Genomic DNA, 26529 nt, shown 5'->3' with positions numbered 1-26529 from the left:
AGCCAACCCCGAATAGCAGCGTTTCCACGCGGTCTGATACTGCTTCAACACCTGCTGGCCTGCCTGCGCAGGCAGCACGGAAAGCCACTCGAAGCCTTCCGGTAGATTCTTCCGCGCTTCCCGCATCTGCCGATCAACCTCGGCCACGGCGAGCATGGGACGGCGATGCTCGCGGCACGTCGTGTGCCATTCGTGTAGCAGATTCCACAACCCCCGCGCCGCATGACCCTGCCCGTCCAGTTTCCCTGCCTGACCCGAATCCGGGTACAGACGGGCGACGTGAACCGACCGGGGCATGGCTGTAATTCTACCCGAATACACGGCGATTCACCTCCCGACTAAAGGCGGAAGCCCTCTCACCGAAGCTTGGTAGACTGGCGATCATGAGTACAACGGTGCGCGTGAGCGAGAGGACGCGGCAGCGGGTCGCGGCCTTGGCGGCGTCCACCAACCAGCAGATGCAGACCATCATCGACGAGGCCGTCGAGGCCTACGAGCGCGAGCTGTTCTGGCGCGGCTTCGAGCAGGGCTACGAGCAGCTCGCCGACGATCCGGACGGCTGGGACGCCATTGAGGCCGAGCGGTCGGCCGAGTCGCCGGCCCTGCGGGACGGGCTGGAGCGATCTCACCTCGCCGCAGCGAGGTATGGATAGTTGACTTCGGCGAGCCGATCGGCCACGAACAGGGGCTGCGCCGGCCAGTGATGGTCGTGTCCGCGGATCGGCTCAACCGCAGCCGCGCGGGCCTGTCCATCGTTGTCCCCGTCACCAGGACCCGGCGGGGTCTGCCCTCCCACGTCGAGCTCGCGCCCGGCGGCACGGGACTGCACCAGACGAGCTTTGCCAAGGTCGAGGACGTCAAGTCGGTGTCGCAGCAGCGGTTCACCCGCCGCCTCGGGGTCGTGGGCCCGACCACCTGCTCCGGATGACCGAGGCGCTGAAGTTCCTGCTGGACATGTGACCGCGACGGGCCCACGGAGCCCGCGAACGCAGATCCCGGGAACGAGCGAGGGCGCGTCCCCCCGCAGGGAACGCGCCCGTGACTGCCTCGGTCGGCCCGGCCAGGCCAGGTCTGTTCGGGGGCCCGGCGGGGCCCCGCAAAGCTCAGCTCAGCGTGGCCGTCTCGGCCAGAATGCTGACGCCCTGGTGGGTGACGGAGATGAAGCCGCCGTCGACCTGCGCCGAGATCTCCCGGCCGCCGGTCTTGACCCGCACCGTGCCGCCCGGGACCAGCACCCCGAGCAGCGGCACGTGGCCGGGCAGGACGCCGAGATCACCTTCGGTGGTCCGGGCGACGACCATGTCGGCGTCGCCGGACCACACCTCCTGCTCGGGCGAGACGATCGCCACCCGGATCGGCATTACAGGTTCTCCGCGTTCTTCTCCGCGTCCTCGATGCCACCGCACATGAAGAACGCCTGCTCGGGCAGGTGGTCGTAGTCGCCCTGGGAGAGCCGCTTGAACGAGTCGATGGTCTCGTCGAGCGGGACGAACTTGCCGGGAATGTTGGTGAACTGCTCCGCGACGAAGAACGGCTGCGACAGGAACCGCTGGATCCGCCGGGCCCGGTTGACGAGGATCTTGTCCTCTTCGGAGAGCTCGTCGATGCCGAGGATGGCGATGATGTCCTGCAGGTCCTTGTAACGCTGCAGGATCCGCTGCACCTCGCGGGCCGTGTCGTAGTGCTCCTGGCCCAGGTAGCGGGCGTCGAGGATCCGGGAGTTCGAGTCGAGCGGGCTCACCGCCGGGTAGATGCCCAGGTCGGAGATGGACCGGTCGAGCACCGTCTGGGCGTCGAGGTGGGTGAACGTCGTCGCCGGCGCCGGGTCGGTCAGGTCGTCCGCGGGCACGTAGATGGCCTGCAGCGAGGTGATCGAGTGGCCGCGGGTCGAGGTGATGCGCTCCTGGAGCACACCCATCTCGTCAGCGAGCGTCGGCTGGTACCCCACGGCGGACGGCATCCGGNCGAGCAGGGTGGAAACCTCGGAGCCGGCCTGGGTGAACCGGAAGATGTTGTCGATGAACAGCAGCACGTCCTGCTTCTGGACGTCCCGGAAGTACTCGGCCATGGTCAGCGCGCCCAGCGCCACCCGCAGCCGGGTGCCGGGCGGCTCGTCCATCTGGCCGAACACCAGCGCGGTGTCCTCGATGACGCCGGCCTCGGTCATCTCCAGGAACAGGTCGTTGCCCTCACGGGTGCGCTCGCCGACTCCGGCGAACACCGACACGCCACCGAACTCCTTGGCGACGCGGCGGATCATCTCCTGGATGATGACGGTCTTGCCGACGCCGGCACCGCCGAACAGGCCGATCTTCCCGCCACGCACGTACGGGGCGAGGAGGTCGATGACCTTGATGCCGGTGGTGAACATCTCGGTCTTGGACTCGAGCTGGTCGAACGCCGGCGCCTGCCGGTGGATCGACCACCGCGTCTCGGCGTCGACCTTCTCGACGTCGAGCGGGGTGCCGAGCACGTTGAACACGTGGCCCTTGGTCGCGTCGCCGACGGGCACGGAGATCGGGGCGCCGGTGTCCCGCACGGCGGCGCCGCGGACCAGACCGTCGGTCTGCTGCATGGAGATGGCGCGCACCGTGTTGTCGCCGATGTGCTGGGCGACCTCCAGCGTCAGCGTCAGCGTCTCGCCGCCGATCGTGCGGTCGACCTCGAGGGCCTGGTAGATCTCGGGAAGCTCGTCCGGCGCGAACTCCACGTCGACGACCGGTCCGATGACTCGGGCGACCCGGCCGATCCCCGGGGTCCGGCCCTCCGCCGTGGCCGGCGAGCTGGTGGTGACGGTCATGGCGTCCTCAGTTTCCCTCATTGCCCGTCGCCGCAGCCTCGGGCTAGCCGTTCTCTGGCACCTCCGGCGCCGCCGGCATGGTGGGCGCGTCCCCGCCCGCCGTCCGTCGGCGCCGTACTTCTACGTTGTGGTCAGTCGGTGTCGTCTCGCCCGGGCACTCGAGGTGAGGTGGGTGCTCGTCCCCCGAAGGTGTCTCACCTCGACGATGCGCCCTCCCGCGTGAGGACGCCCCACCCTTCGGTGATGCCCCACGCACCAGTGTCACCCAATGTGTCCGGCGACGCGACGACATGGCGGATGTCCTCGCCGAATCGTGCGCCGCCGGTCCACGTCAGGAGGCCGAAGCCAGGGCGTTGGCGCCGCCGACGATCTCGGAGATCTCCTGGGTGATCGCGTCCTGCCGGGCCCGGTTGGCCTGCCGGGAGTAGCTGCGGATGAGGTCCTCGGCGTTGTCGGTCGCGGACTTCATCGCCCGCTGCCGCGCCGCCGACTCCGACGCCGCCGACTCGAGCATCGCCGCGTACAGGCGGCTCTCGACGTACCGGGGCAGCAGCGCGTCGAGGACCGCCTCCGCGGACGGCTCGAACTCGTACTGGGGCAGCGGACCGCCGGCCGGTGGCTCATCGGTCTCGGTCAGCACCATCGGCAGCAGCCGGCGCGCGACCGGGTTCTGCGCGATGGCGGAGACGTACTCGGTGTGGACGACGTGGATCTCGTCGACCCCACCGTCCTCGGGGGCGGCGACGAACGAGGCGATCAGCGCGTCCGCGACCGACTTGGCGTCGGCGTAGGACGGCTGCTCGGAGAAGCCGGTGTACTCGCCGCTCATCGCCCGGCCACGGAAGCGGTAGTAGCCCACTCCCTTGCGGCCGATGACGTGCAGCTCCGGCTCCTTGCCCTCCAGGCGCAACAGCTCGATGAGCTCGTTGGTGCGCCGCAGCGCGTTCGAGCTGTAGCCGCCGGCCAGCCCACGGTCACTGGTGATCACCACGACCGCGGCCCGGGCGGGCTGGGGTCGCTCGGTGGTCAGCGGGTGGCTGATCGTCGTCTGCGACGCCACCGCCTCGATCACCCGGGTGATCTCCTCGGCGTAGGGGCGGGCCGCGGCGACCCGTGCCCGGGCCTTGGCGATCCGGGAGGCCGCGATCAGCTCCATCGCCCTGGTGATCTTCTTCGTCGACTGCACCGAGCGGATGCGCCGCCGGTACTCGCGAAGCTGCCCCGCCACGGATCAGCCCTCGTCGTTGGCGCGTGCCGGAGCCCGGTGAACCGGGATGGACTCCTGACGGACCGCACCGGGGTCGAGCGGGCTGGCGGCGGGCTCGTTGACCAGCGGCTTCCCGTCGGACAGCGTGAACTGGTTCTTGAACGCGGCGATCGCCGAGTTCAGCTCCTGGATCGTGTCGTCGCCGAGCTTGCCGGAGCCGAGGATGGCGTCGTAGATCCCACGGTGGGACCGGCCCACGTAGTCCAGGAACTCCGTCTCGAACCGCCGGACGTCGGCCACCGGCACGTCGTCGACCTTGCCGGTGGTGCCGGCCCAGATCGACACGACCTGCCGCTCGATCGGGTACGGCTGGTTCTGCGGCTGCTTGAGCAGCTCGACGAGGCGCGCGCCCCGGGCGAGCTGGTCACGCGAGGCCTTGTCCAGGTCCGAGCCGAACGCGGAGAACGCCTCCAGCTCGCGGTACTGGGCGAGGTCCAGGCGCAGCCGGCCGGCGACGGACTTCATCGCCTTGGTCTGCGCGCTGCCGCCGACGCGGGACACCGAGGTGCCGACGTTGATGGCGGGGCGGACGCCCTGGTTGAACAGGTCCGACTCCAGGAAGATCTGGCCGTCGGTGATCGAGATGACGTTCGTCGGGATGTAGGCCGAGATGTCGCTGGCCTTCGTCTCGATGATCGGCAGCCCGGTCAGCGACCCGCCGCCGAGCTCGTCGGAGAGCTTCGCGCAGCGCTCCAGCAGGCGGGAGTGCAAGTAGAACACGTCGCCGGGGTACGCCTCGCGGCCCGGCGGGCGGCGCAGCAGCAGCGAGATCGCCCGGTACGCCTCGGCCTGCTTGGACAGGTCATCGAAGACGATCAGCGCGTGCTGGCCGTTGTACATCCAGTGCTGGGCGATCGCGGAACCCGCGTACGGCGCGATGTACTTGAAGCCGGCCGGCTCGTCGGCGGGGGCGGCGACCACCGTGGTGTAGGCCAGCGCGCCGGCCTCCTCCAGGGTGTTCACCACCTCGCGGATGGTCGACTTCTTCTGGCCGATCGCCACGTAGACGCACTTGACCTGCTTCGACGGATCGCCGGAGGCCCAGTTGTCCCGCTGGTTGATGATCGTGTCGATGGCCACCGTCGTCTTGCCGGTCTGCCGGTCACCGATGATGAGCTGGCGCTGGCCGCGGCCGATGGCGGTCATGGCGTCGATCGCCTTGATGCCCGTCTGCAGCGGCTCCTTGACCGGCTGGCGCTGGACGACCGTCGGCGCCTGCAGTTCGAGGGCCCGGGAGCCCTCGGCCTGGATCTCGCCGAGGCCGTCGATCGGCCGGCCGAGCGGGTCGACGACCCGCCCGAGGAAGCCGTCACCGACGGGGACAGCGAGGATCTCGCCGGTGCGGCGGACCTCCTGCCCCTCCTCGATGTGCTCGGCCTCGCCCAGGATGACGGTGCCGATCTCGCCGATCTCGAGGTTCAGCGCGAGGCCCAGCACGCCGCCGGAGAACTCCAGCAGCTCGTTGGTCATCGTGTGCGGGAGACCCTCGACCCGGGCGATGCCGTCACCGGTGACGACGACCCGGCCGACCTCCTCCCGGCCGGCGGAGGTGGCCTGGAAGGAGTCGACGTACTCCCGTAGGGCGTCGCGGATCTCCTCCGGCCGGATGGAGAGCTCAGTCATCGCTTACGTCCTTCGTCGTTCATCGCTGGCAGGGCAGGTCGCCTGGGCGCCGCCATGGTCATGACCGCCACCCGGCTATCGAAGCAGCGCCCGGCGCGCGGCGGCCAGGCGGCGTAGCACGCTGCCGTCGACCACCTCGTCGCCGACCTTCACCACGATCCCGCCGAGGAGCTCGGGATCGAGATCGACCTGAAGTTGGATCTGGCGGCCGAAGTACCGGCTGATCGCCGCGCCCAGGCGGGCGATGACCTCGTCGGTCAACGGCACCGCCGTGCGCACGATCGCGACGACCCGACCCCGGCGGGCCGCGGCGATCCGGCTGAAGTCGGCCAGGCGACGCTCGACGTCACCGTGGATCCGGTCGGCCGCGGCCTGCTGGGCCAACCGCAGGGTGACCGGGTGGGCCCGACCGGACAGCAGCCGGGCCAGCAGCGCGTTCTTCACCGACGCCGGCGCGGCCGGGTCGGTCAGCGCCAGGGCGAGCTGCGGGTGCTGGCCGAGGATCCGGGCGAACCGGAACAGCTCGTCCTCGACCTCCTCCAGCGCGCCGTCCCGCTCCGCCTCGACCAGCAGGGCCTCGACGCTCAGTTCAAGCAGCGCGTACTGCAGGTCGACCGGCCGGGACCAGCGCGCCGAGACCGCGGTCTGCACGATCCGCAGGCTCACCGCGTCGAGCTGGCGGCCGAGCAGCCTGGCCGCGAGCTCGGTGCGCGCCGTCGGGGGCGCTCCCGGGTCGGTCAGCGCGCGGCGCACGGTCGGCTCCCGATGGAGCAGGTCGGCGACGGCCCGCAGATCGTCGGCGACCCGACTGGCATCCACCGAGGTGACGGTGGCGCCCGGCGGCGTCGCCGTGGCCTCGTCGAGGGTCGCCCGCGCGGTGGCGAGCCCGTGCCTGCTGGCTCCCTCCACCGTCAGCCTCCCGACCCCACCGGCGCGGGAGTGCTGCCCGCACCCTCGGCCGAGTTGTCCAGGGCGGCGATGAAGTCGTCGACGAGCCGGGCCTGGGTGGCGGTGCTCTCCACCTGGTAGCCGACGATCTTCGACGCGAGATCGATCGCGATCACGCCGACCTCCCGACGGACCTGGGCCACGATCTGCGCCCGGTCGGCCGCGAGCTGAGCGTCGGCGCGCTCCTTGATGTCGGCGATCTCCCGCTGCGCGGACGCGCGGAGCTCCTCGACGATCTGCCGGCCCTCGGTGTGCGCATCGTCCCGGATGCGCGCGGCCTCGGCCCGGGCCTCGGTGAGCTGCGCCCGGTACTGCTCCAGCAACGCCTGCGCCTCGCGCTGCGCGGACTCGGCGCGGGCGATCCCGCCCTCGATGCGCTCGGTGCGCAGCGCGTAGGTCTTCGCGATCTGCGGGCGGATCTTCCAGAAGAAGAAGGCCACCAGCAGCCCGAAGGCCAGGGTGCCGATGAGCAGTTCGCTCAGCGGCGGGATGAGAACGTTCTCGTCGGAGTGCCCGCTCTCGCTCGCGGCGAGAAGGATGGCGGCTGATGCGCTCATGGTCGCGTCGCCGGTTTACGGGAAGACGAAGGGAACGACGAAGCCGATAAGCGCGAGCGCCTCGGCGAGGGCGAAGCCGATCAGCATGTACCGGAAGGCGACCTGCTCCGCCTCGGGCTGCCGGGCGATCGCCTGGACGCCGAGACCGAAGATGAGACCGATACCGATACCCGGGCCGATGGCGGCCAGACCGTAGGCCACGGCGCCGAGGCTCCCGGTCACGGCGTCCTTGGAGGCGAGAACGATCGAGGGGTCCATTACGGTGCTTTTCCTATTCAGTCGGGCACCGGGACTCGGCCGGTGCTGGGGGGAGTTGTTCAGAACTAGGCGTGCGCCGCTGCCGGCACGCCCACCGGGGCGTGCTCGGCGAGTTCCTCGGACGGAGCAACCTCGTGCTCTCCGTGCGCCATCGCTCCGCCGATGTAGGCGGCGGTGAGGATGGTGATGATGTACGCCTGGAGGGCATCGATGACGAGCTCGAACGCCGTGAGGACGATCGCCACGAGCAGGGACGCGACGCCGAATACGAAGGGCGGCTTGGGCAGCAGGTAGTCCGCGCCCAGCGAGAAGACCAGCAGCAGGAGGTGACCGGCGAACATGTTCGCGAACAGTCGGATGGCCAGCGTGAACGGCCGGACGATCAGTGTCGACAGGATCTCGATCGGGCCCAGCAGCAGGCGGATCGCCAGCGGCGCGGTGGGCGCCGGGTCGATCATCTCTTTGAAGTACGCGCCGGCGCCGTTGGACTTGATGCCCGCGTAGATGAACATCACCCAGGTGACGACGGCGAGGACCATCGGGACCGCGATGCGCGAGGTCGCCGGGAACTGGGCCGCCGGGATGATCGCGAGGACGTTGCTGACCAGCACGAAGCTGAACAGGACCAGCAGGTAGGGCGTGTAGCGCGCGCCCTTCTCCCCGATGACCCCGCGAGCGATCTGCAGATCGACGAAGTCGTATGCGGACTCGCACAGGTTCTGGATCCCGCGAGGTATGATTTTAGCTCGACGGAAACCCAGCCAGAAGATCACGCCGACGAACAGCGCGGCGAAGATCGTGAGCGCGGTGGCCTTGTTGAGGTAGAGATTGACCGAGCCGATCCCGACATCGAACCAGTGCGGAGTCTGGAAGACCTCCTTCGTGGGGCCTTCGAAGCCCTCATCAGCGAGGACCGGCACGACAAACACCTCCATGATCGATTAAGTAACGCGTCCACGGCTCAGCGAGGTTGCCGTGCCGGCGGCAGATTGCCCCCACCCTACCGGGTTCGCACGACACGCTCACACCGAAGAACGACCCGCAGCCAACCGGCGGCAGCGCTTCGAGGGACACCTCGACAAGCCCAGGCCCTGGTGGGTGTCGGCAGGCCGACGTCCTGTTGCCCGCGATACTATCCACACCGGCGCGCCACAGGCACCAACTCGCTTCGAGGTTCACCCTGGCTCATGTGCGCGTTGTCCGGAGGTTTCGCTCCGTTGATGACGATTCCACATTGCGTGACCACCTCATGACGTCCAGTTCGCGCTGACGCCCGCCCGCGGGCCGTCGCTCGGCATGGTGCCGGGACGTGCACGGGTTGCGGTCATCTCGCCACTCCCTCCCGGCGGTCCGCCGCTTGCGCCCACTCTTGCCTATTTCGCCCGCGACGTCGATGACCTGGCAGGTCATGGTTGCGCCGGTGGGACCGGTGCGCGGTCGCCGCGAGTTTTCCCGATGACCGGTGAGATCGCGGCGAATCGGACCGGCCGCACCCATGGAACAGCCGGGAATGGTCGGATAGACAGGTCCACGGGCGCGAACGCCCCGGTCCATTCGGAACGGGACGGCCGGGACCATCGGGATGCAACGAACGGGACGACCGGAACGTCCCCACCAACTCCAGCAAAAAGGGGCGAACGGCCCCCGACCAACCGGCTAGCGCTGAGTCAGCCGGTAGATGACCAGGTACATGGCGGCCCCCATGCCGACCGCGAGGCCGATGGGCAGGAACAGCGCCCGAAAGCCGAACAGCCGGTCGGCACCAAAGCCCACCAGTCCCCAGAACGCCATCCCGGCGATCAGAGTTCCGAAGACGTTCCACGCCTCGCCGGGATGCTGCCCGCCCCGGGCGCGCTGCCGGGGCGGACGACCGGACGCGCGCGGGGCACCGGCACTTTCGGGTGGCCCACCCTCGGGCCCGCCCCGCCGTGCGCCGCCGCTGGCGGCCCCGGGGTTCCGGTCGCTTCCGGGGTTCCGGTCGCTCCGGTCGCTCATCGCGTCGGCGGCCGCCGCGCGGCGTCCCAGGCGCCGGGGCGATCCGGGTCGAAAAAGGGCACCCGGGTGTGGGTCGCGACCCAGAGTTCGGCGCCCATCCAGGCGAAGACGCCGCCGAAGATCGACCAGGCGAAGGACGGCAGGTCGAGCGCCGAGCTGTCCTGGAGCCCCAGCAGCACCACCCCGAGCACCGCGATCTTCAGCGCGTAGGTGCCGAGGGCCGCCGGCAGCAGCAGGTGCGGCGCCCGGCGCGCGACCGCGCCCACCGCCAGCTTGCTGATGGTGAAGAACGCGACGACGATCACGAGCCCCAGCACCACGCTCAGCGCGCCGGTCCCCCCGCGCAGCCCCGCGGAGATCGCCACGGCGGGCACTGCGAGCGCGAGAGTGAGCAGCAGGCCGAGTCGGATCACCCGGGCCGCCGGCACGATCACGCGCGTGCCGACTTCTGCGTGCGGACCAGCAGCGCGAGCAGCGCCGCGAGCCCGACCCCGACGGTGGCGACGAGAATCGGCAGGGGGGAGGCGGAGAACGACGCGGCGACACCGCCGAACCCGACCAGAGCCGCCCAGAAATACATGAACAGAACCGCCCTCACGTGCGAATTGCCGATCTCCAGCATCCGGTGGTGGAGATGCATCTTGTCGGCCGCGAACGGCGACCGTCCCGCCCGCGTCCGCCGGATGACCGCCAGCCCGAGGTCGAGGAAGGGAACAGCGAGGACGGCCACGGGAATCGCCAGCGGGATCAGCGACGGATACGACCGCGAGGGTCCAGCGTAACCCCCGTAGGCGACCTGCCCGGTAACGGAGATCATCGAGGCGGCGGACAGCAGGCCGATCAGCATGGAGCCGGAGTCGCCCATGAACAGCCGGGCCGGATTGAAGTTGTGCGGCAGGAACCCGACGCACACCCCGGCGGTGACCGCGGCGAGCAGGGCCGCGGGCGATGCCCGGTAGAAGCCGTCGATCACCGCGATCTCGTAGGCGAAGTAGAAGGTCGCCAGCGACGCGATCGCCGCGACCCCGGCGGCGAGCCCGTCGAGCCCGTCGATGAAGTTCATCGCGTTGATCAGCAGGACGGTGGCGAGGATCGACAGCGGGACGGCGGTCTCCGGCCCGAGGCTCAACGTGGTCTCGCTGTTGCGGTCGATGGCGAACGACCACTGGACGCCGAGCAGCACCATGATGCCGGCGGCGGCGACCTGGCCGGCGAGCTTGGTCAGCGAGTCCAGCTCCCACCGGTCGTCGGCGACCCCGAGCAGGCAGATCAGCGTGCCGGCGATGAGCACCGCCCGCGTCTCCGACCAGTCCTGGGACACCACCGACAGGAACGGCAGCCGGTCGGCCACCTCCAGGCCGGCATAGAGACCGGCGAGCATCGCCAGGCCGCCGAGTCGGGGCGTCGGGATCGCGTGGACGTCGCGGTCGCGCACCCCGGCGACGGCGCCGATGCGCATGGCGAAGGTCCGGGCCAGCGNCGTGGCGAGGAATGTCACCGCCGCCGAGACCACGAAGACGAGCAGGTACTCGCGCACCGTCGGGTATCTCCCACTGCCGACCCGGATGTGGTGGAACGCTGTGATGGAGAAGCTGTCATGGAAACGCTGTGATGAAACGCTGTGATGAAACGCTGTCGTGGAACGCTGAGGTGGAACGCTGAGGTGGAACTCGGAACGGCCCGCGGCGGCTACCGCGGGTACGCGGGGTACCGTTCGACGAGCGTGGCGACGCCCGCGGCGATGTCCGCGGCGGCGGCGGGATCACGCACCGCCCGGGCGATCAGGGCGGCGATCTCCTTCATCTCGCCCTCCCCCATTCCCTGGGTGGTGACCGCCGGCGTGCCGACCCGGATCCCGGAGGAGATCGCGGGCGGCTGCGGGTCGTAGGGGATCGCGTTCTTGTTCAGGGTGATGCCGGCGGCGTCGCAGCGGGCCTCGGCGTCGCGGCCGCTGACCCCGAGCTCGCGCAGGTCGAGCAGCGCGAGGTGGGTATCGGTGCCCCCGGCGACCGGCCGGATGCCCTCGGCGGCNAGGCCCTCGGCCAGCACCTGCGCGTTGGCCACCACCTGGCGAGCGTACTGGGCGTAGGCGGGGGTGGCCGCCTCCCGTAGCGCGACGGCCTTCGCCGCCACCGCGTGCATCAGCGGTCCACCCTGGCTGAACGGGAACACCGCCTTGTCGATGCGCCCGGCCAGCTCCTCGCGGGCGAGGATCATGCCGCCGCGGGGGCCGCGCAGAACCTTGTGCGTGGTGAAGCTGACGACGTCGGCGTACGGCACCGGGCTGGGGATCGCGCCGCCCGCGACCAGCCCGATGAAGTGGGCCGCGTCCACCATCAGCCACGAGCCGACCTCGTCGGCGATGGATCGGAAGGCGGCGAAGTCGATCAGGCGCGGGTAGGCCGTCGCCCCACAGATGATCATCTTGGGGCGGTGCTGGCGGGCGAGGTCGCGTACCTGGTCGTAGTCGATGAGCTCGGTATCCTCGCGCACGCCGTAGGCGACGACGTCGAACCACTTCCCGGAGAAGTTCACCTTGCTGCCGTGGGTGAGGTGACCGCCGTGCGGCAGCGACATCGCCAGCACCGTGTCACCCGGGGTCAGCAGCGCCGCGTACACGGCGAAGTTCGCCGACGCGCCCGAATGGGGCTGCAGGTTGGCGTGCTCGGCGCCGAAGAGCTCCTTCGCCCTGGCGATGCCGATCTCCTCGGCCCGGTCGACCACCTGGCAGCCGCCGTAGTAACGCCGGCCGGGATAGCCCTCGGCGTACTTGTTCGACAGCGTCGAGCCCAACGCCGCGAGCACCGCGGGCGAGGTGAGGTTCTCGCTCGCGATGAGCTGCAGGCCCCCGCGCAGCCGAGCCAGCTCGTCGAGCACCACCCCGGCGATGTCCGGGTCCGTGTCGGCGAGCTGGTCGAAGTCCGGGCCCCAGAACGGGGTGCTCATGGCGTACCTACCTTCTGCGCTCGTGCCGCCCGATCGGGACCAATGGTCCTCCGCGCCGGCACGGCCCTCCACTCGGGCCGGGCCAGGACCGGGTCAGGACCGACTCAACGGCCGGCGGGTTCCCGCACGAGGGGCAGGACCTCGCGCAACGCGTCGAGGCCGACGGCGCCGCTGCGAACGACGACCGGCACCTCGCCGGTGCAGTCGACGATGGTCGAGGGCACGGCCGCCGGGCACGGGCCGCCGTCGAGATACACCTCGGCGGCACCGCCGAGCTGGTCGACCGCCTCGTCCACCGTGGTCGCCGGCGGCTGGCCGCTGATGTTCGCACTGGAGACGGCCATCGGACCCGTGCGGCCCAGCAGCTCGATCGCCACCGGGTGCAGCGGCATGCGCACCGCCACGGTGCCCCGGCCCTCGCCGAGATCCCAGCGCAGCGACGCCGCGTGCCGGACCACGAGCGTCAGCCCGCCCGGCCAGAACGCCGAGATCAGATCCTTCACCTGCGGGGTCTTGCGGTCGATGAGCCCGTCCAGGGTCCGCCAGGAGCCGACCAGGACCGGGACGGGCATGTTGCGCCCGCGCCCCTTGGCGGCCAGCAACGCGGCCACCGCGTCCCGGTCGAACGCGTCGGCCCCCAGGCCGTACAGCGTGTCGGTGGGCAGCACCACCAGCCCGCCGCGACCCACGGCGGCGACCGCCGCATCCAGCCCACGGGCCCGCTCGGCCTCGTCGGAACAGTCGAAGCGCTGCATCACCCCTCCTCCCCTGTCGCTCGCTCCCCGGCGCCGGCCCGGCGCCGGCCGCTGACGAACCGGTCCCGCCCGGCCAGGTCGGGATGGTCGGCCACCTCCGCCCACCGCCCGTCGGCCCGCAGCAGACCCGGTGCGGCGACACCGTGACCATCGGCGTGTTCGACGACGAGCAGGCCCCCGGGGCGCAGCAGCCGGGCCGCCAACGCGACGACGGCGCGCACCACGTCGAGGCCGTCCGCACCGCCCCACAGCGCCCGGGGCGGATCATGCTCGCCCACCTCGGGCTCCACCTCGTCGCGGTCGGCATCCGGAAGATACGGCGGATTGCTGACGACCAGGTCGACCGACCCGGCGAGCCGGGCAAGCGACGCGGTGGGCGCGGCGGTGATGTCGGCCTCGTGCACCGTGACCGGAAGTCCGCTCGCCGCAACGTTACGCCGCAGCCAGCCCAGCGCCGCGGGATCCACCTCCACGGCGTGCACCCGGGCGCCGGGCACCTCCGCGGCCAGGGACAGCGCGATCGCCCCGGACCCCGCGCACAGGTCCACACACACCGGGCCGTCCGGCGCCGCAGACGCTGACGCTGCGGACACCGAGGTCACCACGGACGCCGAGGTCACCACGGACGCCAAGGTCACCGCGGGCGCCGAGGGCAGCGCGGCGAGGGCCCATCCGACGACCGACTCCGTCTCCGGCCGGGGGACGAACACCCCGGGGCCGACGGCGAGGTCGAGATAGCGGAACCCGGCGAGGCCGGTCAGGTGCTGCAGCGGCTCACGCCGGGCACGCCGGCCCACGAGCTCGTCGAGGCGCTCGACGGCCGGCGGGGGCAGCTCGTCGACGAGTGCCAGCCGGGCCCGGGAGATCCCCAGGGCGTGCGCGGCCAACTGCTCGGCGTCGGCGCGGGGGCTGGCGACCCCGGCCGACCGCAGCCGTTCGGTGGCCCGCGCGAGCCAGGCCGCGAGCGTCACGGCGGGCCCGCGGGTCACCGACAGGCCGGTCATGACGCCTGGGCGGCCAACCGGGCCTCCAGATCGGCGGCGGCGAGCGCGTCCAGCACCTCGTCGAGCTCGCCGTCGAGCACCTGGTCGAGGTTGTGCGCCTTGTATCCGACCCGGTGATCGCTGATCCGGTTCTCGGCGAAGTTGTAGGTACGCACCCGCTCCGAGCGGTCCACGGTGCGAACCTGGCTGGCGCGCGCCATCGACGCCTCCGACTCGGCCTTCTCCCGGGCGACGCCGAGCAGCCGGGCGCGCAGGATCCGCAGCGCGGACTCCTTGTTCTGCAGCTGGCTCTTCTCGTTCTGGCAGGACACCACCAGACCGGTCGGGACGTGCGTGATCCGGACCGCCGAGTCGGTGGTGTTCACGCTCTGCCCACCGGGTCCGGACGAGCGGAACACGTCGATGCGCAGGTCGTTCGGGTCGATCTCGACGTCGACCTCCTCCGCCTCGGGAAGCACCAGCACCCCGGCTGCGGAGGTGTGGATGCGCCCGGCGGACTCCGTCACCGGCACCCGCTGGACGCGGTGCACCCCGCCCTCGAACCGCAGGCGGCCGTACACGCCGTCGCCGGGCGCCGAGCCACGGGCCTTCACCGCCACGCTGACGTCGCGGTAGCCGCCGAGATCGGACGGGTTGGCGTCGAGGATCTCGGTCTTCCAGCCGCGGCGTTCCGCGTAGCGCAGGTACATCCGCAGCAGGTCGCCGGCGAACAGGGCCGACTCCTCGCCGCCCGCGCCGGCCTTGACCTCCAGGATGGCGTCCCGGGCGTCGTCGGGATCGACCGGGACCAGGTAGGCGCGCAGCCGCTCGTTGAGCCCGGCCAGTTCGGCGTCGAGATCGTTGACCTCCCCGCGGAACGACGTGTCCTCCGCGGCGAGCTCGCGGGCGGCGGCGAGGTCGCCCTCCACCCGCTCGAGCTCCCGGGCCAGATCGACGACCGGGGCGAGCTGCGCGTAGCGGCGGCTCAGGGCACGGGCCTTCGCGGGGTCGTTGTGCACCGCCGGATCGGCGAGCTGCCCCTCGATCTCGGCGTGCTCCGCGACGAGGCCGTCGAGCGGGGACGTCATGGTGTTTCCTCTTCGCACATCATGGTCCCGGACGCCGCACGGCTCCGGAGCCAGGGTCGGCGGGGCGGCGCTGCCTGCGGCGCCCCGGACGCAAACGGCGCCCGCCCGGGGATCCGGACGGGCGCCGTGGCCGCACTACTTCGCGCCGCCGACCTTCTCGCCGGGGCGCCGCCGGCCGAACCGGCGCTCGAACTTCTCGACCCGCCCGCCGACGTCGAGGATCTTCTGCTTGCCCGTGTAGAACGGGTGGCACTGCGAGCAGACCTCGGCGTTGACGACGCCGTTCTCCTTGGTGCTGCGGGTGGTGAAGGTGCTCCCGCAGGTACAGTTCACGGTCGTCTCGTGGTAGGTCGGGTGGATATCAGCCTTCATGGTCCCTCTTTCGATGTGGCCGCCGGGTCGCCGTCCGGATGGAGGGCGTGAACCGGAGCCGTTCTGCCACCAGTCTGCCAGAGGCGGACGCCACGTCCGCCGGTGACTTTCCCAGCTCGCTCAACGTCCCCACGAGCCAGCCTGTTCCGCCCCGGTTCCGTCCCCCGCCAGTCCCCCGCCCTCGCTCAGCCCCCCGTCCAGCCGTCACGTTCCGTGACACGAGGTGGCGCGACCGAGGCGGGGCGCGAACCGGGCGAAGACTCCCGCGTCGGCGCCGGAGGCGCGGGAGAGCGCCTCCATGGTTCTTCTGTAGGGTTCGGCGTCCAATTTGTCCCTACGTAAGAGACAGGTGGCACCGCTCCCCTGCACAACCGCTTGCGGGACAGCGCCGGTGGGCCAGCCGGGAGGCGAGAGGCTGGGCGGGGCGCCGTCTGCCGTCGCACCGCCTACCGCCTACTCCAGAGGCCTGACGAGCGGCCGCACCATGAGACCGAGGTCCCCGAACGTCGCCGCCCCGCGGCTCCCCCGGTCGGACCGCCGAAGGCGATCCGACGTCACCCCGAACGTCGCCGTAGGACTAATCCTGCGGCGGCGCCGTCTTGGCGATCTGCATGAGGAACTCGTAGTTCGTCCGGGACTGCTTGAGCCGGTCGAGCAGGAGCTCCAACGCCTGCTGGTTCTCCCGGGTGTGGAGCACTCGGCGCAGCTTGTGCATGATCGAGAGCTCTTCGGGGGCAAGGAGGATCTCTTCCTTGCGGGTACCGGAGGCGTCGACGTCGACCGCCGGGAAGATCCGCTTGTCGGCGATCTTGCGGTCGAGCTTGAGCTCGGCGTTGCCCGTCCCCTTGAACTCCTCGAAGATCACGGTGTCCATCGTCGAGCCCGTCTCGACCAGCGCCGTGGCGATGATCGTCAGCGACCCACCGTTCTCGATGTTGCGCGCCGCGCCGAGGAAGCGCTTCGGCGGGTAGAGCGCCGTCGAGTCGACACCACCGGACAGGATCCGGCCCGAGGCGGGGGCGGCCAGGTTGTAGGCGCGGCCCAGCCGAGTGATCGAGTCGAGCAGGACGACGACGTCGTGGCCGAGTTCGACCAGGCGCTTGGCCCGCTCGATGGACAGCTCGGCGACGTTGGTGTGGTCGGCCGGCGGCCGGTCGAAGGTGGAGGCGATGACCTCACCCTTGACCGAACGCTGCATGTCGGTCACCTCCTCCGGCCGCTCGTCGACGAGGACGACCATGAGGTGGACTTCCGGGTTGTTCGTGGTGATCGCGTTGGCGATGGACTGCAGCACCATCGTCTTGCCGGCCTTGGGCGGGCTGACGATGAGGGCGCGCTGCCCCTTGCCGATCGGCATGACGAGGTCGATGACCCGCGTCGTGAGCAGGTGGGGCTCGGTCTCCAGGCGCAGACGCTCCTGCGGGTACAGCGGCGTGAGCTTGGTGAACTCGGGCCGCCCGCGCGCCTCGTCGGGTTCCATCCCGTTGATCGTGTCCAGCCGGACCAGCGCGTTGTACTTGTCCCGACGCTGCTCGCCCTCCTGCGGGGCGCGCACGACGCCGGTGATGGCGTCGCCGCGGCGCAGCCCGTTGCGACGCACCTGGGCCAAGCTGACGTAGACGTCGGTCGGGCCGGTCAGGTAGCCGCTGGTCCGGACGAAGGCGTAGTTGTCCAGAACGTCGAGGATGCCGGCGACGGGCACGAGGACGTCGTCCTCGCGCAGCACCGGCTCGTTCTCGGCCGGGCCGGCCGGCCCGCCGCGACCGCGGTTGCGGCCACGCTCACGGAAGCGGCCCCGCCGGCTGCGGCCGGCGAAGTCGTCGTCGCCCTGACCGTTCTGGCCGGAACGGTCACTACCCGGACGGTCACTACCGGAACGGTCACCGCCGGAACGGTCACTACCCGCACGGTCACTACCGGCACGGTCACTACCCGAGCGGTCGCCGCCGGAACGGTCACCGCCCGAGCGGTCATTGCCGGAACGGTCACCCTGGGTCCGGTCGGCGCGACCCGATGAACGGTCACCGGACTGCCGGTCCTGACGATCCCCGCCGGACCGACGATCCGTGCCCTGACGGTCGTTCGTGGGCCGCTCGCCGTCGCCGCCGCCGGAACGGCCGTTGTCGCCGGCCCGCCCGCTGTCGCCGGAACGGCCGCTGTCACCGAAGCGGCCGCTGTCACCAGAGCGGCCGTTGTCGCCAGAGCGGCCGTTGTCGCCAGAGCGGCCGTTGTCGCCAGAGCGGTCGCGGCGGTCCTCACGGCTGCGGACAGCGCCTTCGCCCTGTCGGCCGGGGCTGGTCGCCGGCTGGGTCGGGGCGGACTGGGCGGAGGCGGCAGCGGCGGCCGGCGGCGCGGAGATGGCCGCGGGCTGCGCCGGGGCCGCCACGACGGGGGCTGGACGGGTCTCGACGACGGTGTCGCCGGCCGAGTCCGGCAGGGTCGGCTGCTCGAGGGCGGGGCTGGCCACGCCGCGCGACGCGCCGCGGCGGGAACGGGTGCGGGTGGTGGTGCTGGAGCCGCCGCCGTCGCCGGCGGGCTGACGGGTCGCCAGGGGCGCCGCGGCGGGCGCCTCACTCGGCGCCGGGATGGGCGCCACCGGCGCCTGGTCGATGACGGAGGCGGCGGCGGAGCCGCCCGCGGCCTCGCCGTTCTGCAGGTTCTGGATCGCGGCGATGAGCTGGCCCTTGCGCAGCCGGCCCACCCCCTGGATACCCATGGACGAGGCCATGGACTGCAGCTCGGGGAGCAGCATCGCGGACAGCCCGGTGCCCTGCCGGCGCCGCCGGGTCGCGGTGGCGCCCTCGGCGGTCGGGGCCGCGGTCGCGACGGCGGCCCGGGAGCCGCGGCTGGCGCGCGCGCTGCCGTTGTCGGCGGCGGGCGCGGTGGTGACGGCGTCTGCGGACGAGGTGCCGGCCGCCGGCCCGCTCTCGTGGGGCGGCGATGCAGGCGTCGCAGGCGCCGCAGACTCACGTGCGCTCACTGGCAGCACGTTGGTGGTGTCGCTCAAGGTTTTCCTTCCCTGAAGGAACTGGCTCCTGATGAGCCGGGCGTAGCTTGTGAACCTTCTTCGCCTGCACAGATGCCGGGTGAAGGGGATGTACAGCACCGGATGGGCGACGTCGCGCCCGTCTACGGCGCCAGCGGCCGACTGCCGCGAGCGAACTCGCCGATCCCGCCCAGGTGTGCCGGTGTGGAGCCGAGGCAACGACGACGAGGCCGAAACACCGGAGTCCCGAACCACGGCCCATCTGGCACTGCCAGAGCGGCACTGCGGGAGCGAGCACGCGCCGCGGTGGCAGCGGGTGCAGTCACCAGACTATCCAGCGGCAGACACCTCGGCAACAACCTTGAGACGTCAGGACTTCCCGATGTGACCCACGACCGCGAGCCGCGGCCCGACCGCCCCACCCCAGCCCGACAATATTACGTTATAAATCCGTTCGACTACCTTTCGGGGTCGAGGCGGGTGACCTGCGCCCCGAGGCGGTCAACGCTCAGCGGCGCGACCGAGAACTCGGAGCTCGCCGCGCCCACCGCCGCCGCGGCCTGTTCCCCGCCGACCGCGAGGGCGAGTACGGACGGTCCGGAACCGGACAGGGTCGCCGGCACCCCCAGCGCGCGCAGCCGGGCGACCAGCTCGCCGGTGGCCGGCGCGGCGGGCAGCCGGTAGGGCTGGTGGAGCAGGTCCTCGGTCGCGCTGAACAGGGTGCGGGCGCGCTGCGCCGCTCCGGCGGGCTCGGCGGCGGACATCGTCAGCGCCAGCAACGCGGCCCGGCCGAGGGTCCGGGCGGCGTCGGGCAGCCCGACGAGCGCCGGCAGCGCGCCCCGCGACGCCTCGGTGGACTGGCGCACCGTCGGCACGAAGACCACCGGCCGCAGCTCGGCGAAGGGGTCGACGCGCAGGCAGCGGGCCCCCTCGACGTCCTGCCAGGCGACGGTGAAACCACCCGACAGCGCGGCGGCCACATTGTCCGGATGGCCCTCGATGTCATGCGCGAGGCGCAGCATCCACGCGGCTTCGGCCGGCGCCGAGGACCCGGGACCAGCCGCGATCGCGGCCGCGGTCACGTCGGAAGGGACGCCGGGACGGGCTACGCCGGGGGCGCCCTGGTTCGCCGCGGCGCCGGCCTCGAACTCCGGACCGAGATCGGCCCGGGTGAGCGCCGCCGCCGCCACGATCCCCGCCACGATCGCGGCCGCGGACGAGCCGAGCCCGCGGCCGTGCGGGATCCGGTTCACGCAGCGCAGAGCGAGCCCCGGCTGCGGCCGGCCGAGCAGGTCGAACGTCGCCCGGATCGCCCTGACCACCAGGTGCGTCTCGTCCTGGGCGACCTCGTCCGGGCCGACCACGTCGACCGTCAGGCCGGACGCGGTCACCTCCACGTCGACCTCGTCGTACAGTCCGAGGGCGAGTCCGAAGGCGTCGAAACCCGGGCCGAGGTTCGCGCTCGTGGCGGGAACCCGCACCCGGACCCGTCGGGCGGCGCCGGCGGCGGCCGTCCCACCGGCGCCGACCGCCGGCGAGCTCCCGTACTCTCCCCGCGCGTCACGGTCACCCGCGCCGGCGCTGCCGCGGTCACCCGCGCCGGCGCCATCGCGGACAGCCTCGCCGGCGCCATCGCGGCGGTCACCCGCGCTGAAGATGTCGCGGACAGCCTGGCCGGGGACCGCTTCGGCCCCCGGGACCGCGCCGGACAGGGCGGTCACGAAGTCTGCAGCCCGAGCGCCTCGGCGGCGCCCGCGACGGTCGGCCGGATCGTCTCCGGTCGGGCCGCCCCGCTGATCGCCCAGTCGGGGTCCTTCAGGCCGTTGCCGGTCACGGTGCACACGACGCGCTGGCCCGCCTCGATGCGGCCGTCCTCGCGGGCCATCAGCAGCCCGGCGACACTCGCCGCGCTGGACGGCTCGACGAAGACGCCCTCCCGGCGGGCGAGCAGCCGGTAGGCGGCGAGGATCTGCCGGTCGTTGACGGCGTCGATGAGGCCGCCGGAGGAGTCCCGCGCGTCGACGGCGAAGGCCCAGGAGGCCGGGTTGCCGATGCGGATCGCGGTGGCGATCGTCTGCGGGGAGGTGACGATCTCGCCGCGCACGATCGGGGCCGCGCCCGCCGCCTGGAAACCGCACATCCGCGGCCGGCCGGCGCCGACGCGGGCGTCCTCCTCCAGGTNCCCCCGCCAGTAGGCGGTGATGTTGCCGGCGTTACCGACCGGCAGGCAGTGCACGTCCGGGGCCCGCCCGAGCGCCTCGACGATCTCGAACGACGCCGTCTTCTGGCCTTCCAGGCGGTACGGGTTCACCGAGTTGACCAGGGTGACCGGTGAGGTGTCGGCGAGTTCGCGGGCGACCCGCAGGCAGTCGTCGAAGGAGCCGTCGAGCTGAAGCAGCCGGGCGCCGTGCACGAGCGCCTGAGCGAGCTTGCCCAACGCGATCTTCCCGCTGGGGACGAGGACCGCGCAGGTGATGCCGGCGCGGGCGGCATAGGCGGCCGCCGAGGCCGAGGTGTTGCCCGTGGAGGCGCAGATGACCGCCTGGGAACCCGCGCCGACGGCCCGGCTGATGGCCATCGTCATCCCGCGGTCCTTGAACGAACCCGTCGGGTTCGCACCCTCGACCTTGAGATGAACCTCACACCCGGTGAGCTCGGACAGGTGCTCCGCGTACAGCAGCGGCGTGGCGCCCTCCCGCAGGGTGATCACCGGCGTGTCGTCGTCGACCGGCAGCCGGTCGCGGTACTCCTCGATGATCCCCCGCCACGGCCGGTGCGACCGGTCGGGCTGGGTGGACGCCGCCGGCTGCGCCGGCCCGCCCGGGAACGACGCGGACTGCGCACGAGCGCTGGACTCGGTAGCGCTGGACTCCGCACGAGCTGTGGACGTCGTGGTCACGGCTCACCTCCCTCGACCCGCATCACGCCGGACACCGCCCGCACCCCGGCGAGGCCGCGTAGCTCCTCGACGGTGGCCGACAGCGCCGCGTCGGGCGCGGCATGCGTCACGAGAACGAGGCTCGCGTCGTCGCCGCGGCCGTCCTGGCGGACGCTCCTGATGGACACATCGTGACGCGCGAAGGCACCGGCGACCGTCGCGAGCACGCCGGTCTTGTCGGTGACGTCGAGATTCACGTGATACCTCGTCACGGTACGGCCCATCGGCAGGACGGGCAGCGCCGCGTAGGACGACTCGCCGGGTCCGCGCCGGCCCGCGATGCGGTTGCGCGCCACAGCGACCACATCGCCGAGCACCGCCGACGCGGTCGGCGCCCCGCCCGCCCCCTGGCCGTAGAACATCAACTGCCCGGCGGCCTCCGCCTCGACGAACACGGCGTTGAACGCCTCCCGCACCCCGGCCAGCGGGTGGCTGCGCGGGATCATCGCGGGATGGACCCGGACGCTGATCCCGTCGGTCTCGACGGAGCGTTCGGCGACCGCCAGGGCCTTGACGGTGCAGCCCATCTCCCGCGCGCTCGCGATGTCGGCGGCGGTGACGTCGCCGATGCCGACCCGGTAGACGTCGTCGATGGTGACCGGCGAGTGGAAGGCGAGCTGGGCCATGATCGCCGCCTTCGCGGCGGCGTCGTAGCCGTCGATGTCGGCGGACGGGTCGGCCTCGGCATAGCCGAGCGCGCCGGCCTCGGCCAGCGCCTCGGCGAAGGACGCGCCGGTCTCGTCCATCCGGGTCAGCACGAAGTTCGTCGTGCCGTTGACGATGCCGAGCACCCGCCGGACACGGTCGCCGGCCAGGCTTTCGCGCAGCGGGCGGATCAGCGGGATCGCCCCGCCGACCGCGGCCTCGTAGTACAGGTCGGTGCCGGCGGCGGCCGCCGCGTCGTGCAGCGCGGCGCCCTCGGAGGCCAGGAGCGCCTTGTTCGCGGTGACCACCGGTTTGCCGGCCCGCAGGGCGGCCAGCAGCCAGTCTCGGGCCGGCTCGATCCCCCCGACGACCTCGATGACGAGATCGACATCGTCGCGGGCGACGAGTCCGGCGGCGTCCGCGGTGAACAGGTTCGCGTCGATGTCGAGGTCACGGACCCGCTCCGGGCGGCGTACCCCGATCCCGACGAGGTCGAGCGGCTCGCCGACCCGGGCGGCGAGGTCGTCGGCGTTGGCCCGCAGCAGCCGGACGATCTCGCTGCCGACGACGCCGCAGCCGAGCAGCGCGATCCTCACGGTGTCACCGCCGCGGCGGTCTGCCCCGCCTGCCCCGCCGGGCCTGCCTGGCCTGCCTGCCCCGCCGGGCCCGCCTGGTCCGCCGGGTCGATGTCGAGGCGCAGCAGGTCCTCCTCGGTCTCCCGCCGGACGATCAGCCGGGCGACGCCGTCGCGCACCGCGACGACCGGCGGGCGGGTGACATGGTTGTAGTTGCTGGCCATGGACCGGTGGTAAGCCCCGCTGGCCGGCACCGCGACGAGGTCGCCGGGGCGCACGTCGTCGGGCAGCGGCACGTCGTGGGCGACGACGTCGCCGGACTCGCAGTGCCGGCCGACCAGCGTGACCACGTGGGCCGCGGCCGAGCCCGCCCGGGAGACCAGCCGGGCGGTGTACCGGGCGTCGTAGAGCGCCGTGCGGATGTTGTCGCTCATCCCGCCGTCGACGCTGACGAAGGTGCGCAGCCCGGGCAGTTCCTTGACCGTGCCGACCTCGTAGAGGGTCACCGTCGTCGGGCCGACGACGGCCCGGCCCGGCTCGACGCCGAGGCGCGGGACGGCGAGCCCCGCGGCCGCGCACTCCTTGCCCACGACGGCGGTCAGCCGCTCGGCGACGTCGGCCACCTCCAGCGGGGCGTCCTCGCTGGTGTAGGCGATGCCGAGCCCGCCGCCGAGGTCGAGCTCGGGCAGTTCGAGGTCGTGGGTGTCGCGGATGCGCGCCAGCAGGCCGACCATGCGATGCGCTGCCAGGCCGAACCCGGCCGTGTCGAAGATCTGCGAGCCGATGTGCGCGTGCAGGCCGACGAGGTGCAGCGAGCCGGCGGCGAGCACCCGCTCCACCGCCTCGGCCGCCGCACCGTCGGCCAGCGAGAAGCCGAACTTCTGGTCCTCCTGGCCGGTGGAGACGTAGTGATGGGTGTGCGCCTCCACCCCCGGCGTGACCCGCACGAGGACCCGCTGGCGCACCCCGGCCTCGGCGGCGACGGCGGCCAGGCGGTCGATCTCGGCGAAGGAGTCGACGACGATCCGCCCGACGCCGTAGGCCACCGCCGCGCGCAGCTCGGCGACCGACTTGTTGTTGCCGTGGAACAGCAGCCGCGCCGCCGGGAAGCCGACCGAGCGGGCCACGGCGAGCTCGCCGCCGGTGCAGACGTCGAGGTTCAGCCCCTCTTCGGCCACCCAACGGGCGACCGCGCGGCACAGGAACGCCTTACCGGCGTAGTAGACGTCGCAGTCGGAGAACGCGCGCCGCCAGGCGGCGCACCGGGCCCGGAAGTCGGCCTCGTCCAGGACGAACGCCGGGGTACCGAACTCGGCGGCCAGCTCGTCCACCCGGACGCCGCCGATCCGCAGCACGCCGTCGGGGTCGAGCCGGGCCGTCGCCGGCCAGAGGTTCTCCTCCAGTGCCACCACCGGGGCCGCCACCGCCGCGGCTCCCACCTCCGGGGCCGCCGCCGCCGGGTTGTCGGTCTCGCTCATGTCGCCTCTGCCTGTCTCCATGCTGCGGACTGTCCCAACGCCGCGGCCTGTCTCAACGCCGCGGCCTGCCCCAACGTCGCGGCCACTGTCCGCCATCCGGTCACATCCGCTCGGGTGCGCTGACGCCGAGCAGGCCAAGGCCGTTCGCGAGCACCACCCGGGTCGCGGCGACCAGCAGCAGCCGGGCCCCGGTGAGCGGACCCGCCTCCTCATCCCCCTGCGGGAGTACCCGGCAGGCGTCGTAGAACCGGTGGTAGACCCCGGCGAGTTCCTCCAGGTAGCGGGCGACCCGATGGGGGCCACGCAGGCTGGCCGCCGCCTCGATCACCCGCGGGAACTCGCCGAGCCCCCGCAGCAGGTCGACCTCGCGCGGATGGGTCAGCAGCGCGACGTCCGCCGTCTCGGGCGCGGTCGGCAGGCCCAGCGCCTCGGCGTTGCGCAGCAGCGAACTGATCCGGGCATGCGCGTACTGGACGTAGAACACCGGATTGTCGCTGGTCTGGCGGGTCACCAGGTCGAGGTCGAGGTCGAGGGACGAGTCGAGCGAGGACCGGACCAGCGAGTAGCGGGCCGCGTCGACCCCGACGGCGTCGACGAGGTCGTGCAGGGTCAGGAAGGTCCCGGCCCGCTTCGACATCTTCACCGGGGCACCGCCGCGCGACAGCGTCACCAACTGCCCGATGATGACGTCCAGGTTGGTCGCCGGGTCGTCGCCGAAGCAGGCGGAGATCGCCTTCAGCCGGGCGACGTAACCGTGGTGGTCCGCCCCGAGCAGGTAGATGAGCTGGTCGAAGCCGCGGCCCCGCTTGTCGCGGTAGTAGGCGGCGTCGGCGCAGAAGTACGTCGGCTGGCCGTCGCTCTTGACCAGCGGGCGGTCCTTGTCGTCACCGAAGTCGGTGGTGCGCAGCCACACCGCGCCGTCGGCGTCGTAGACGTGGCCCTGCGCGCGCAGGTCGTCGATCGCCTTCGTCAGCGCGCCGGCGGTGTGCAGCGCCCGCTCGGAGGCCCACCGGTCGAAGTGGACGCCGAAGCCCTCCAGCGTCGAGCGGATCTCGGTGAGCATCAGGGCCAGGCCCTCTTCGGTGGTCACCGCGAGCGCCTCGTCGTCGGGCAGGTCGAGCAGCTCCGGCCGGGCCGCCAGCACCGCCGCGGCGATCTCCGCGACGTACGCCCCGTGGTAGCCCTCCGCCGGGATCTCCCGGCCGGCGGCCGCGGCCAGCACCGACGCGCCGAACCGCTCGATCTGCACGCCGGCGTCGTTGACGTAGTACTCGGTGCCCACCGAGTACCCGGCCGCGGTCAGGATGCGGCCCAGCGCGTCGCCGACGGCAGCCCACCGGGCCGAGGCGAGCGTCACCGGCCCGGTCGGATTGGCGCTGACGAACTCCAGGTTGACCCGCACGTCGCGCGGCTTCGCCGCCTGGCCGTAGCTCTCACCGGCCCGCACCACCGTGCGGGCGATCTCGCCGAGAGCGTCCCCGGCCAGGGTGAAGTTCAGGAATCCCGGCCCGGCGATGTCGACGCTCGCAATCCCGCGCTGCGTGACCAGCCGACCGGCCAGCACCTCGGCGACCTCGCGCGGCTTGCGCCGGGCCGCCTTCGCGAGCTGCAGCGCCACCGGGGAGGCGTAGTCGCCGTGCCCGGCGGTCTTCGGTCGCTCCACCGTGACGGTGGTCGGCACAGTCACGTCCAGGTCGCCGTCGGCGACCGCGCGACCAATGGCCGCGACGATGGCGTCGGCGAGATCGGCGGGGGTCATGTCGCGATGCTATCGGCGCGACGCCATCCCACGTCCGCCCGCCGATCCGACCGTCCAGGCCGCCACGCGGCGAACCGGCGAGCCGAACGGCGCGAACCCGGTGATCCGCCGGCTGGACCTGGCTAGGCCGGCTGGCCGGCGGCGAGCTTCTGGACGACGGTGATCAGCTCGTCGGGGTCGAACGGCTTCGTCAGGTAGTAGTCGACGCCGATGCGAGCCCCGCGCTTGACGTCGGCCTCCTGCGCCCGCGCGGTGAGCATGATCAGCTTGATGTCGGCGGTCGACGGGTCCTCCCGCAGGTGAGCGGCCACGTCCCAGCCGTTCATCCGCGGCATCATGATGTCGAGCGTGATCACCTGCGGGTCGACGGCCCGCACCATCTCCAGCGCGTCGACACCGTCGACGGCGGTATGGACCTCGAAGCCTTCCAGCTCAAGGTTGACGACCACGAGCTGACGGATCACCGCGTCGTCGTCGACGACGAGGACCCGGGGGGCGGCTTGGTACACACCGGAAGCTTACGGCCGACCCGGGTGCGCGATCCGGTGTTCCCGCC

Annotated in this window: 23 protein-coding genes and 5 pseudogenes; 2 read left to right on the top strand and 26 right to left on the bottom strand. The window is 72.0% G+C overall.

All coding sequences use genetic code 11. The features are described 5' to 3' along the window. Positions 1-401 precede the first annotated feature (401 nt). Positions 402-653 carry a hypothetical protein gene (locus UK82_RS24930; protein ID WP_236706400.1) on the top strand — a complete coding sequence of 84 codons (252 nt, stop codon included), beginning with the start codon at positions 402-404 and terminating at the stop codon, positions 651-653. Then, complete coding sequence (locus tag UK82_RS24925; protein WP_313949835.1) at positions 623-928, top strand: type II toxin-antitoxin system PemK/MazF family toxin; 306 nt, start codon at positions 623-625, stop codon at positions 926-928. The genes UK82_RS24930 and UK82_RS24925 overlap by 31 nt, the downstream gene beginning before the upstream one ends. A 175-nt stretch (positions 929-1103) precedes the next feature. Here the strand turns inward: UK82_RS24925 and UK82_RS24920 are convergent, their stop codons facing one another. From UK82_RS24920 to UK82_RS24810, 26 genes and pseudogenes are all read right to left on the bottom strand, one after another. Then, complete coding sequence (locus UK82_RS24920) at positions 1104-1361, bottom strand: F0F1 ATP synthase subunit epsilon (protein WP_044885390.1); 258 nt, start codon at positions 1359-1361, stop codon at positions 1104-1106. Further along, positions 1361-1964, bottom strand: a pseudogene (locus tag UK82_RS39990) (F0F1 ATP synthase subunit beta); the annotation flags it as partial. The gene UK82_RS24920 and the pseudogene UK82_RS39990, both read right to left, overlap by 1 nt. A 1-nt stretch (position 1965) precedes the next feature. Further along, positions 1966-2800, bottom strand: a pseudogene (locus tag UK82_RS39985) (F0F1 ATP synthase subunit beta); the annotation flags it as partial. A 331-nt stretch (positions 2801-3131) separates the two neighbouring features. Beyond that, a complete protein-coding gene (locus UK82_RS24910) occupies positions 3132-4028 on the bottom strand; it encodes a F0F1 ATP synthase subunit gamma (protein ID WP_044885388.1) in 897 nt (298 codons plus the stop codon). Between the two features lie 3 nt (positions 4029-4031). Continuing rightward, positions 4032-5690, bottom strand: a complete 1659-nt coding sequence (gene atpA / locus UK82_RS24905; RefSeq protein WP_044885387.1) for a F0F1 ATP synthase subunit alpha — start codon at positions 5688-5690, stop codon at positions 4032-4034. A gap of 75 nt (positions 5691-5765) precedes the next feature. Continuing rightward, positions 5766-6599, bottom strand: a complete 834-nt coding sequence (locus UK82_RS24900) for a F0F1 ATP synthase subunit delta (RefSeq protein ID WP_044885386.1) — start codon at positions 6597-6599, stop codon at positions 5766-5768. Positions 6600-6601: 2 nt separating this feature from the next. Further along, positions 6602-7195 carry a F0F1 ATP synthase subunit B gene (locus UK82_RS24895; RefSeq protein ID WP_044885385.1) on the bottom strand — a complete coding sequence of 198 codons (594 nt, stop codon included), beginning with the start codon at positions 7193-7195 and terminating at the stop codon, positions 6602-6604. A 15-nt stretch (positions 7196-7210) separates the two neighbouring features. Next, positions 7211-7453 (bottom strand): ATP synthase subunit C, encoded by a 243-nt coding sequence (locus UK82_RS24890; RefSeq protein ID WP_009742208.1) that lies wholly within the window; start codon positions 7451-7453, stop codon positions 7211-7213. Positions 7454-7518: 65 nt separating this feature from the next. Continuing rightward, a complete protein-coding gene (gene atpB / locus UK82_RS24885) occupies positions 7519-8388 on the bottom strand; it encodes a F0F1 ATP synthase subunit A (RefSeq protein ID WP_011606996.1) in 870 nt (289 codons plus the stop codon). Positions 8389-9109: 721 nt separating this feature from the next. After that, complete coding sequence (locus tag UK82_RS34445; RefSeq protein ID WP_011606998.1) at positions 9110-9244, bottom strand: hypothetical protein; 135 nt, start codon at positions 9242-9244, stop codon at positions 9110-9112. 200 nt (positions 9245-9444) lie between these two features. Then, positions 9445-9882: a hypothetical protein gene (locus tag UK82_RS24875; protein ID WP_044885384.1), complete on the bottom strand. Its 438-nt coding sequence runs from the start codon at positions 9880-9882 to the stop codon at positions 9445-9447. Then, positions 9879-10927, bottom strand: a pseudogene (locus UK82_RS24870) (MraY family glycosyltransferase); the annotation flags it as partial. The pseudogene UK82_RS24870 and the gene UK82_RS24875, both read right to left, overlap by 4 nt. A 210-nt stretch (positions 10928-11137) precedes the next feature. After that, positions 11138-11479: pseudogene (locus UK82_RS39980) on the bottom strand (serine hydroxymethyltransferase); the annotation flags it as partial. Between the two features lies 1 nt (position 11480). Continuing rightward, the coding region (glyA, locus tag UK82_RS24865) for a serine hydroxymethyltransferase (RefSeq protein ID WP_236706399.1) at positions 11481-12394 on the bottom strand (914 nt) is incomplete at its 3' end. 104 nt (positions 12395-12498) lie between these two features. Beyond that, positions 12499-13149 carry an L-threonylcarbamoyladenylate synthase gene (locus UK82_RS24860; protein ID WP_055409691.1) on the bottom strand — a complete coding sequence of 217 codons (651 nt, stop codon included), beginning with the start codon at positions 13147-13149 and terminating at the stop codon, positions 12499-12501. After that, positions 13149-14153 (bottom strand): peptide chain release factor N(5)-glutamine methyltransferase, encoded by a 1005-nt coding sequence (gene prmC, locus UK82_RS24855; protein ID WP_055409671.1) that lies wholly within the window; start codon positions 14151-14153, stop codon positions 13149-13151. The genes UK82_RS24860 and prmC overlap by 1 nt, the downstream gene beginning before the upstream one ends. Then, entirely contained in the window at positions 14150-15220 is a 1071-nt protein-coding gene (gene prfA, locus UK82_RS24850; protein ID WP_044885380.1) for a peptide chain release factor 1, read from the bottom strand. Before prfA ends, prmC begins: the two co-directional genes overlap by 4 nt. 135 nt (positions 15221-15355) lie before the next feature. Continuing rightward, positions 15356-15592, bottom strand: coding sequence for a 50S ribosomal protein L31 (gene rpmE, locus UK82_RS24845; RefSeq protein ID WP_011607005.1), 237 nt, complete (start codon positions 15590-15592; stop codon positions 15356-15358). A 577-nt stretch (positions 15593-16169) separates the two neighbouring features. Continuing rightward, on the bottom strand, positions 16170-18599 hold the full coding sequence (gene rho, locus UK82_RS24840; protein ID WP_055409669.1) for a transcription termination factor Rho: 2430 nt from the start codon (positions 18597-18599) through the stop codon (positions 16170-16172). A 437-nt stretch (positions 18600-19036) separates the two neighbouring features. Continuing rightward, positions 19037-20299 (bottom strand): homoserine kinase, encoded by a 1263-nt coding sequence (locus tag UK82_RS24835; protein ID WP_055409667.1) that lies wholly within the window; start codon positions 20297-20299, stop codon positions 19037-19039. Then, positions 20296-20759: pseudogene (locus tag UK82_RS39970) on the bottom strand (pyridoxal-phosphate dependent enzyme); the annotation flags it as partial. The pseudogene UK82_RS39970 and the gene UK82_RS24835, both read right to left, overlap by 4 nt. A gap of 1 nt (position 20760) precedes the next feature. After that, positions 20761-21477 (bottom strand): threonine synthase (thrC, locus tag UK82_RS39965; RefSeq protein ID WP_236706398.1); only part of this gene is annotated, 717 nt, incomplete at its 3' end. After that, positions 21474-22757 carry a homoserine dehydrogenase gene (locus UK82_RS24825; RefSeq protein WP_044885377.1) on the bottom strand — a complete coding sequence of 428 codons (1284 nt, stop codon included), beginning with the start codon at positions 22755-22757 and terminating at the stop codon, positions 21474-21476. The genes UK82_RS24825 and thrC, both read right to left, overlap by 4 nt. Continuing rightward, positions 22754-24214 carry a diaminopimelate decarboxylase gene (lysA, locus tag UK82_RS24820; protein ID WP_044885376.1) on the bottom strand — a complete coding sequence of 487 codons (1461 nt, stop codon included), beginning with the start codon at positions 24212-24214 and terminating at the stop codon, positions 22754-22756. The genes UK82_RS24825 and lysA overlap by 4 nt, the downstream gene beginning before the upstream one ends. A gap of 100 nt (positions 24215-24314) precedes the next feature. After that, positions 24315-25973: an arginine--tRNA ligase gene (argS, locus tag UK82_RS24815; protein WP_055409664.1), complete on the bottom strand. Its 1659-nt coding sequence runs from the start codon at positions 25971-25973 to the stop codon at positions 24315-24317. A gap of 122 nt (positions 25974-26095) precedes the next feature. After that, complete coding sequence (locus UK82_RS24810; protein WP_055409662.1) at positions 26096-26482, bottom strand: response regulator transcription factor; 387 nt, start codon at positions 26480-26482, stop codon at positions 26096-26098. Positions 26483-26529: the final 47 nt, after the last annotated feature.

This window comes from Frankia sp. ACN1ag, assembly GCF_001414035.1.
In the GTDB taxonomy this organism is placed as follows: domain Bacteria; phylum Actinomycetota; class Actinomycetes; order Frankiales; family Frankiaceae; genus Frankia; species Frankia torreyi.
Note: the sequence above shows the minus strand (reverse complement) of the source record. Positions and strands in the feature narration are given on the sequence as shown.

Bases quoted from the DNA above. Each gene is read 5' to 3' on its own strand.
- rpmE (WP_011607005.1), bottom strand. From the start codon at position 15,592: ATGAAGGCTGATATCCACCCGACCTACCACGAGACGACCGTGAACTGT.
- UK82_RS24895 (WP_044885385.1), bottom strand. From the start codon at position 7,195: ATGAGCGCATCAGCCGCCATCCTTCTCGCCGCGAGCGAGAGCGGGCAC.
- prfA (WP_044885380.1), bottom strand. From the start codon at position 15,220: ATGACGTCCCCGCTCGACGGCCTCGTCGCGGAGCACGCCGAGATCGAG.
- argS (WP_055409664.1), bottom strand. From the start codon at position 25,973: ATGACCCCCGCCGATCTCGCCGACGCCATCGTCGCGGCCATTGGTCGC.
- UK82_RS24890 (WP_009742208.1), bottom strand. From the start codon at position 7,453: ATGGACCCCTCGATCGTTCTCGCCTCCAAGGACGCCGTGACCGGGAGC.
- UK82_RS34445 (WP_011606998.1), bottom strand. From the start codon at position 9,244: ATGGCGTTCTGGGGACTGGTGGGCTTTGGTGCCGACCGGCTGTTCGGC.
- prmC (WP_055409671.1), bottom strand. From the start codon at position 14,153: ATGACCGGCCTGTCGGTGACCCGCGGGCCCGCCGTGACGCTCGCGGCC.
- atpA (WP_044885387.1), bottom strand. From the start codon at position 5,690: ATGACTGAGCTCTCCATCCGGCCGGAGGAGATCCGCGACGCCCTACGG.
- atpB (WP_011606996.1), bottom strand. From the start codon at position 8,388: ATGGAGGTGTTTGTCGTGCCGGTCCTCGCTGATGAGGGCTTCGAAGGC.
- lysA (WP_044885376.1), bottom strand. From the start codon at position 24,214: ATGAGCGAGACCGACAACCCGGCGGCGGCGGCCCCGGAGGTGGGAGCC.
- UK82_RS24860 (WP_055409691.1), bottom strand. From the start codon at position 13,149: ATGCAGCGCTTCGACTGTTCCGACGAGGCCGAGCGGGCCCGTGGGCTG.
- UK82_RS24920 (WP_044885390.1), bottom strand. From the start codon at position 1,361: ATGCCGATCCGGGTGGCGATCGTCTCGCCCGAGCAGGAGGTGTGGTCC.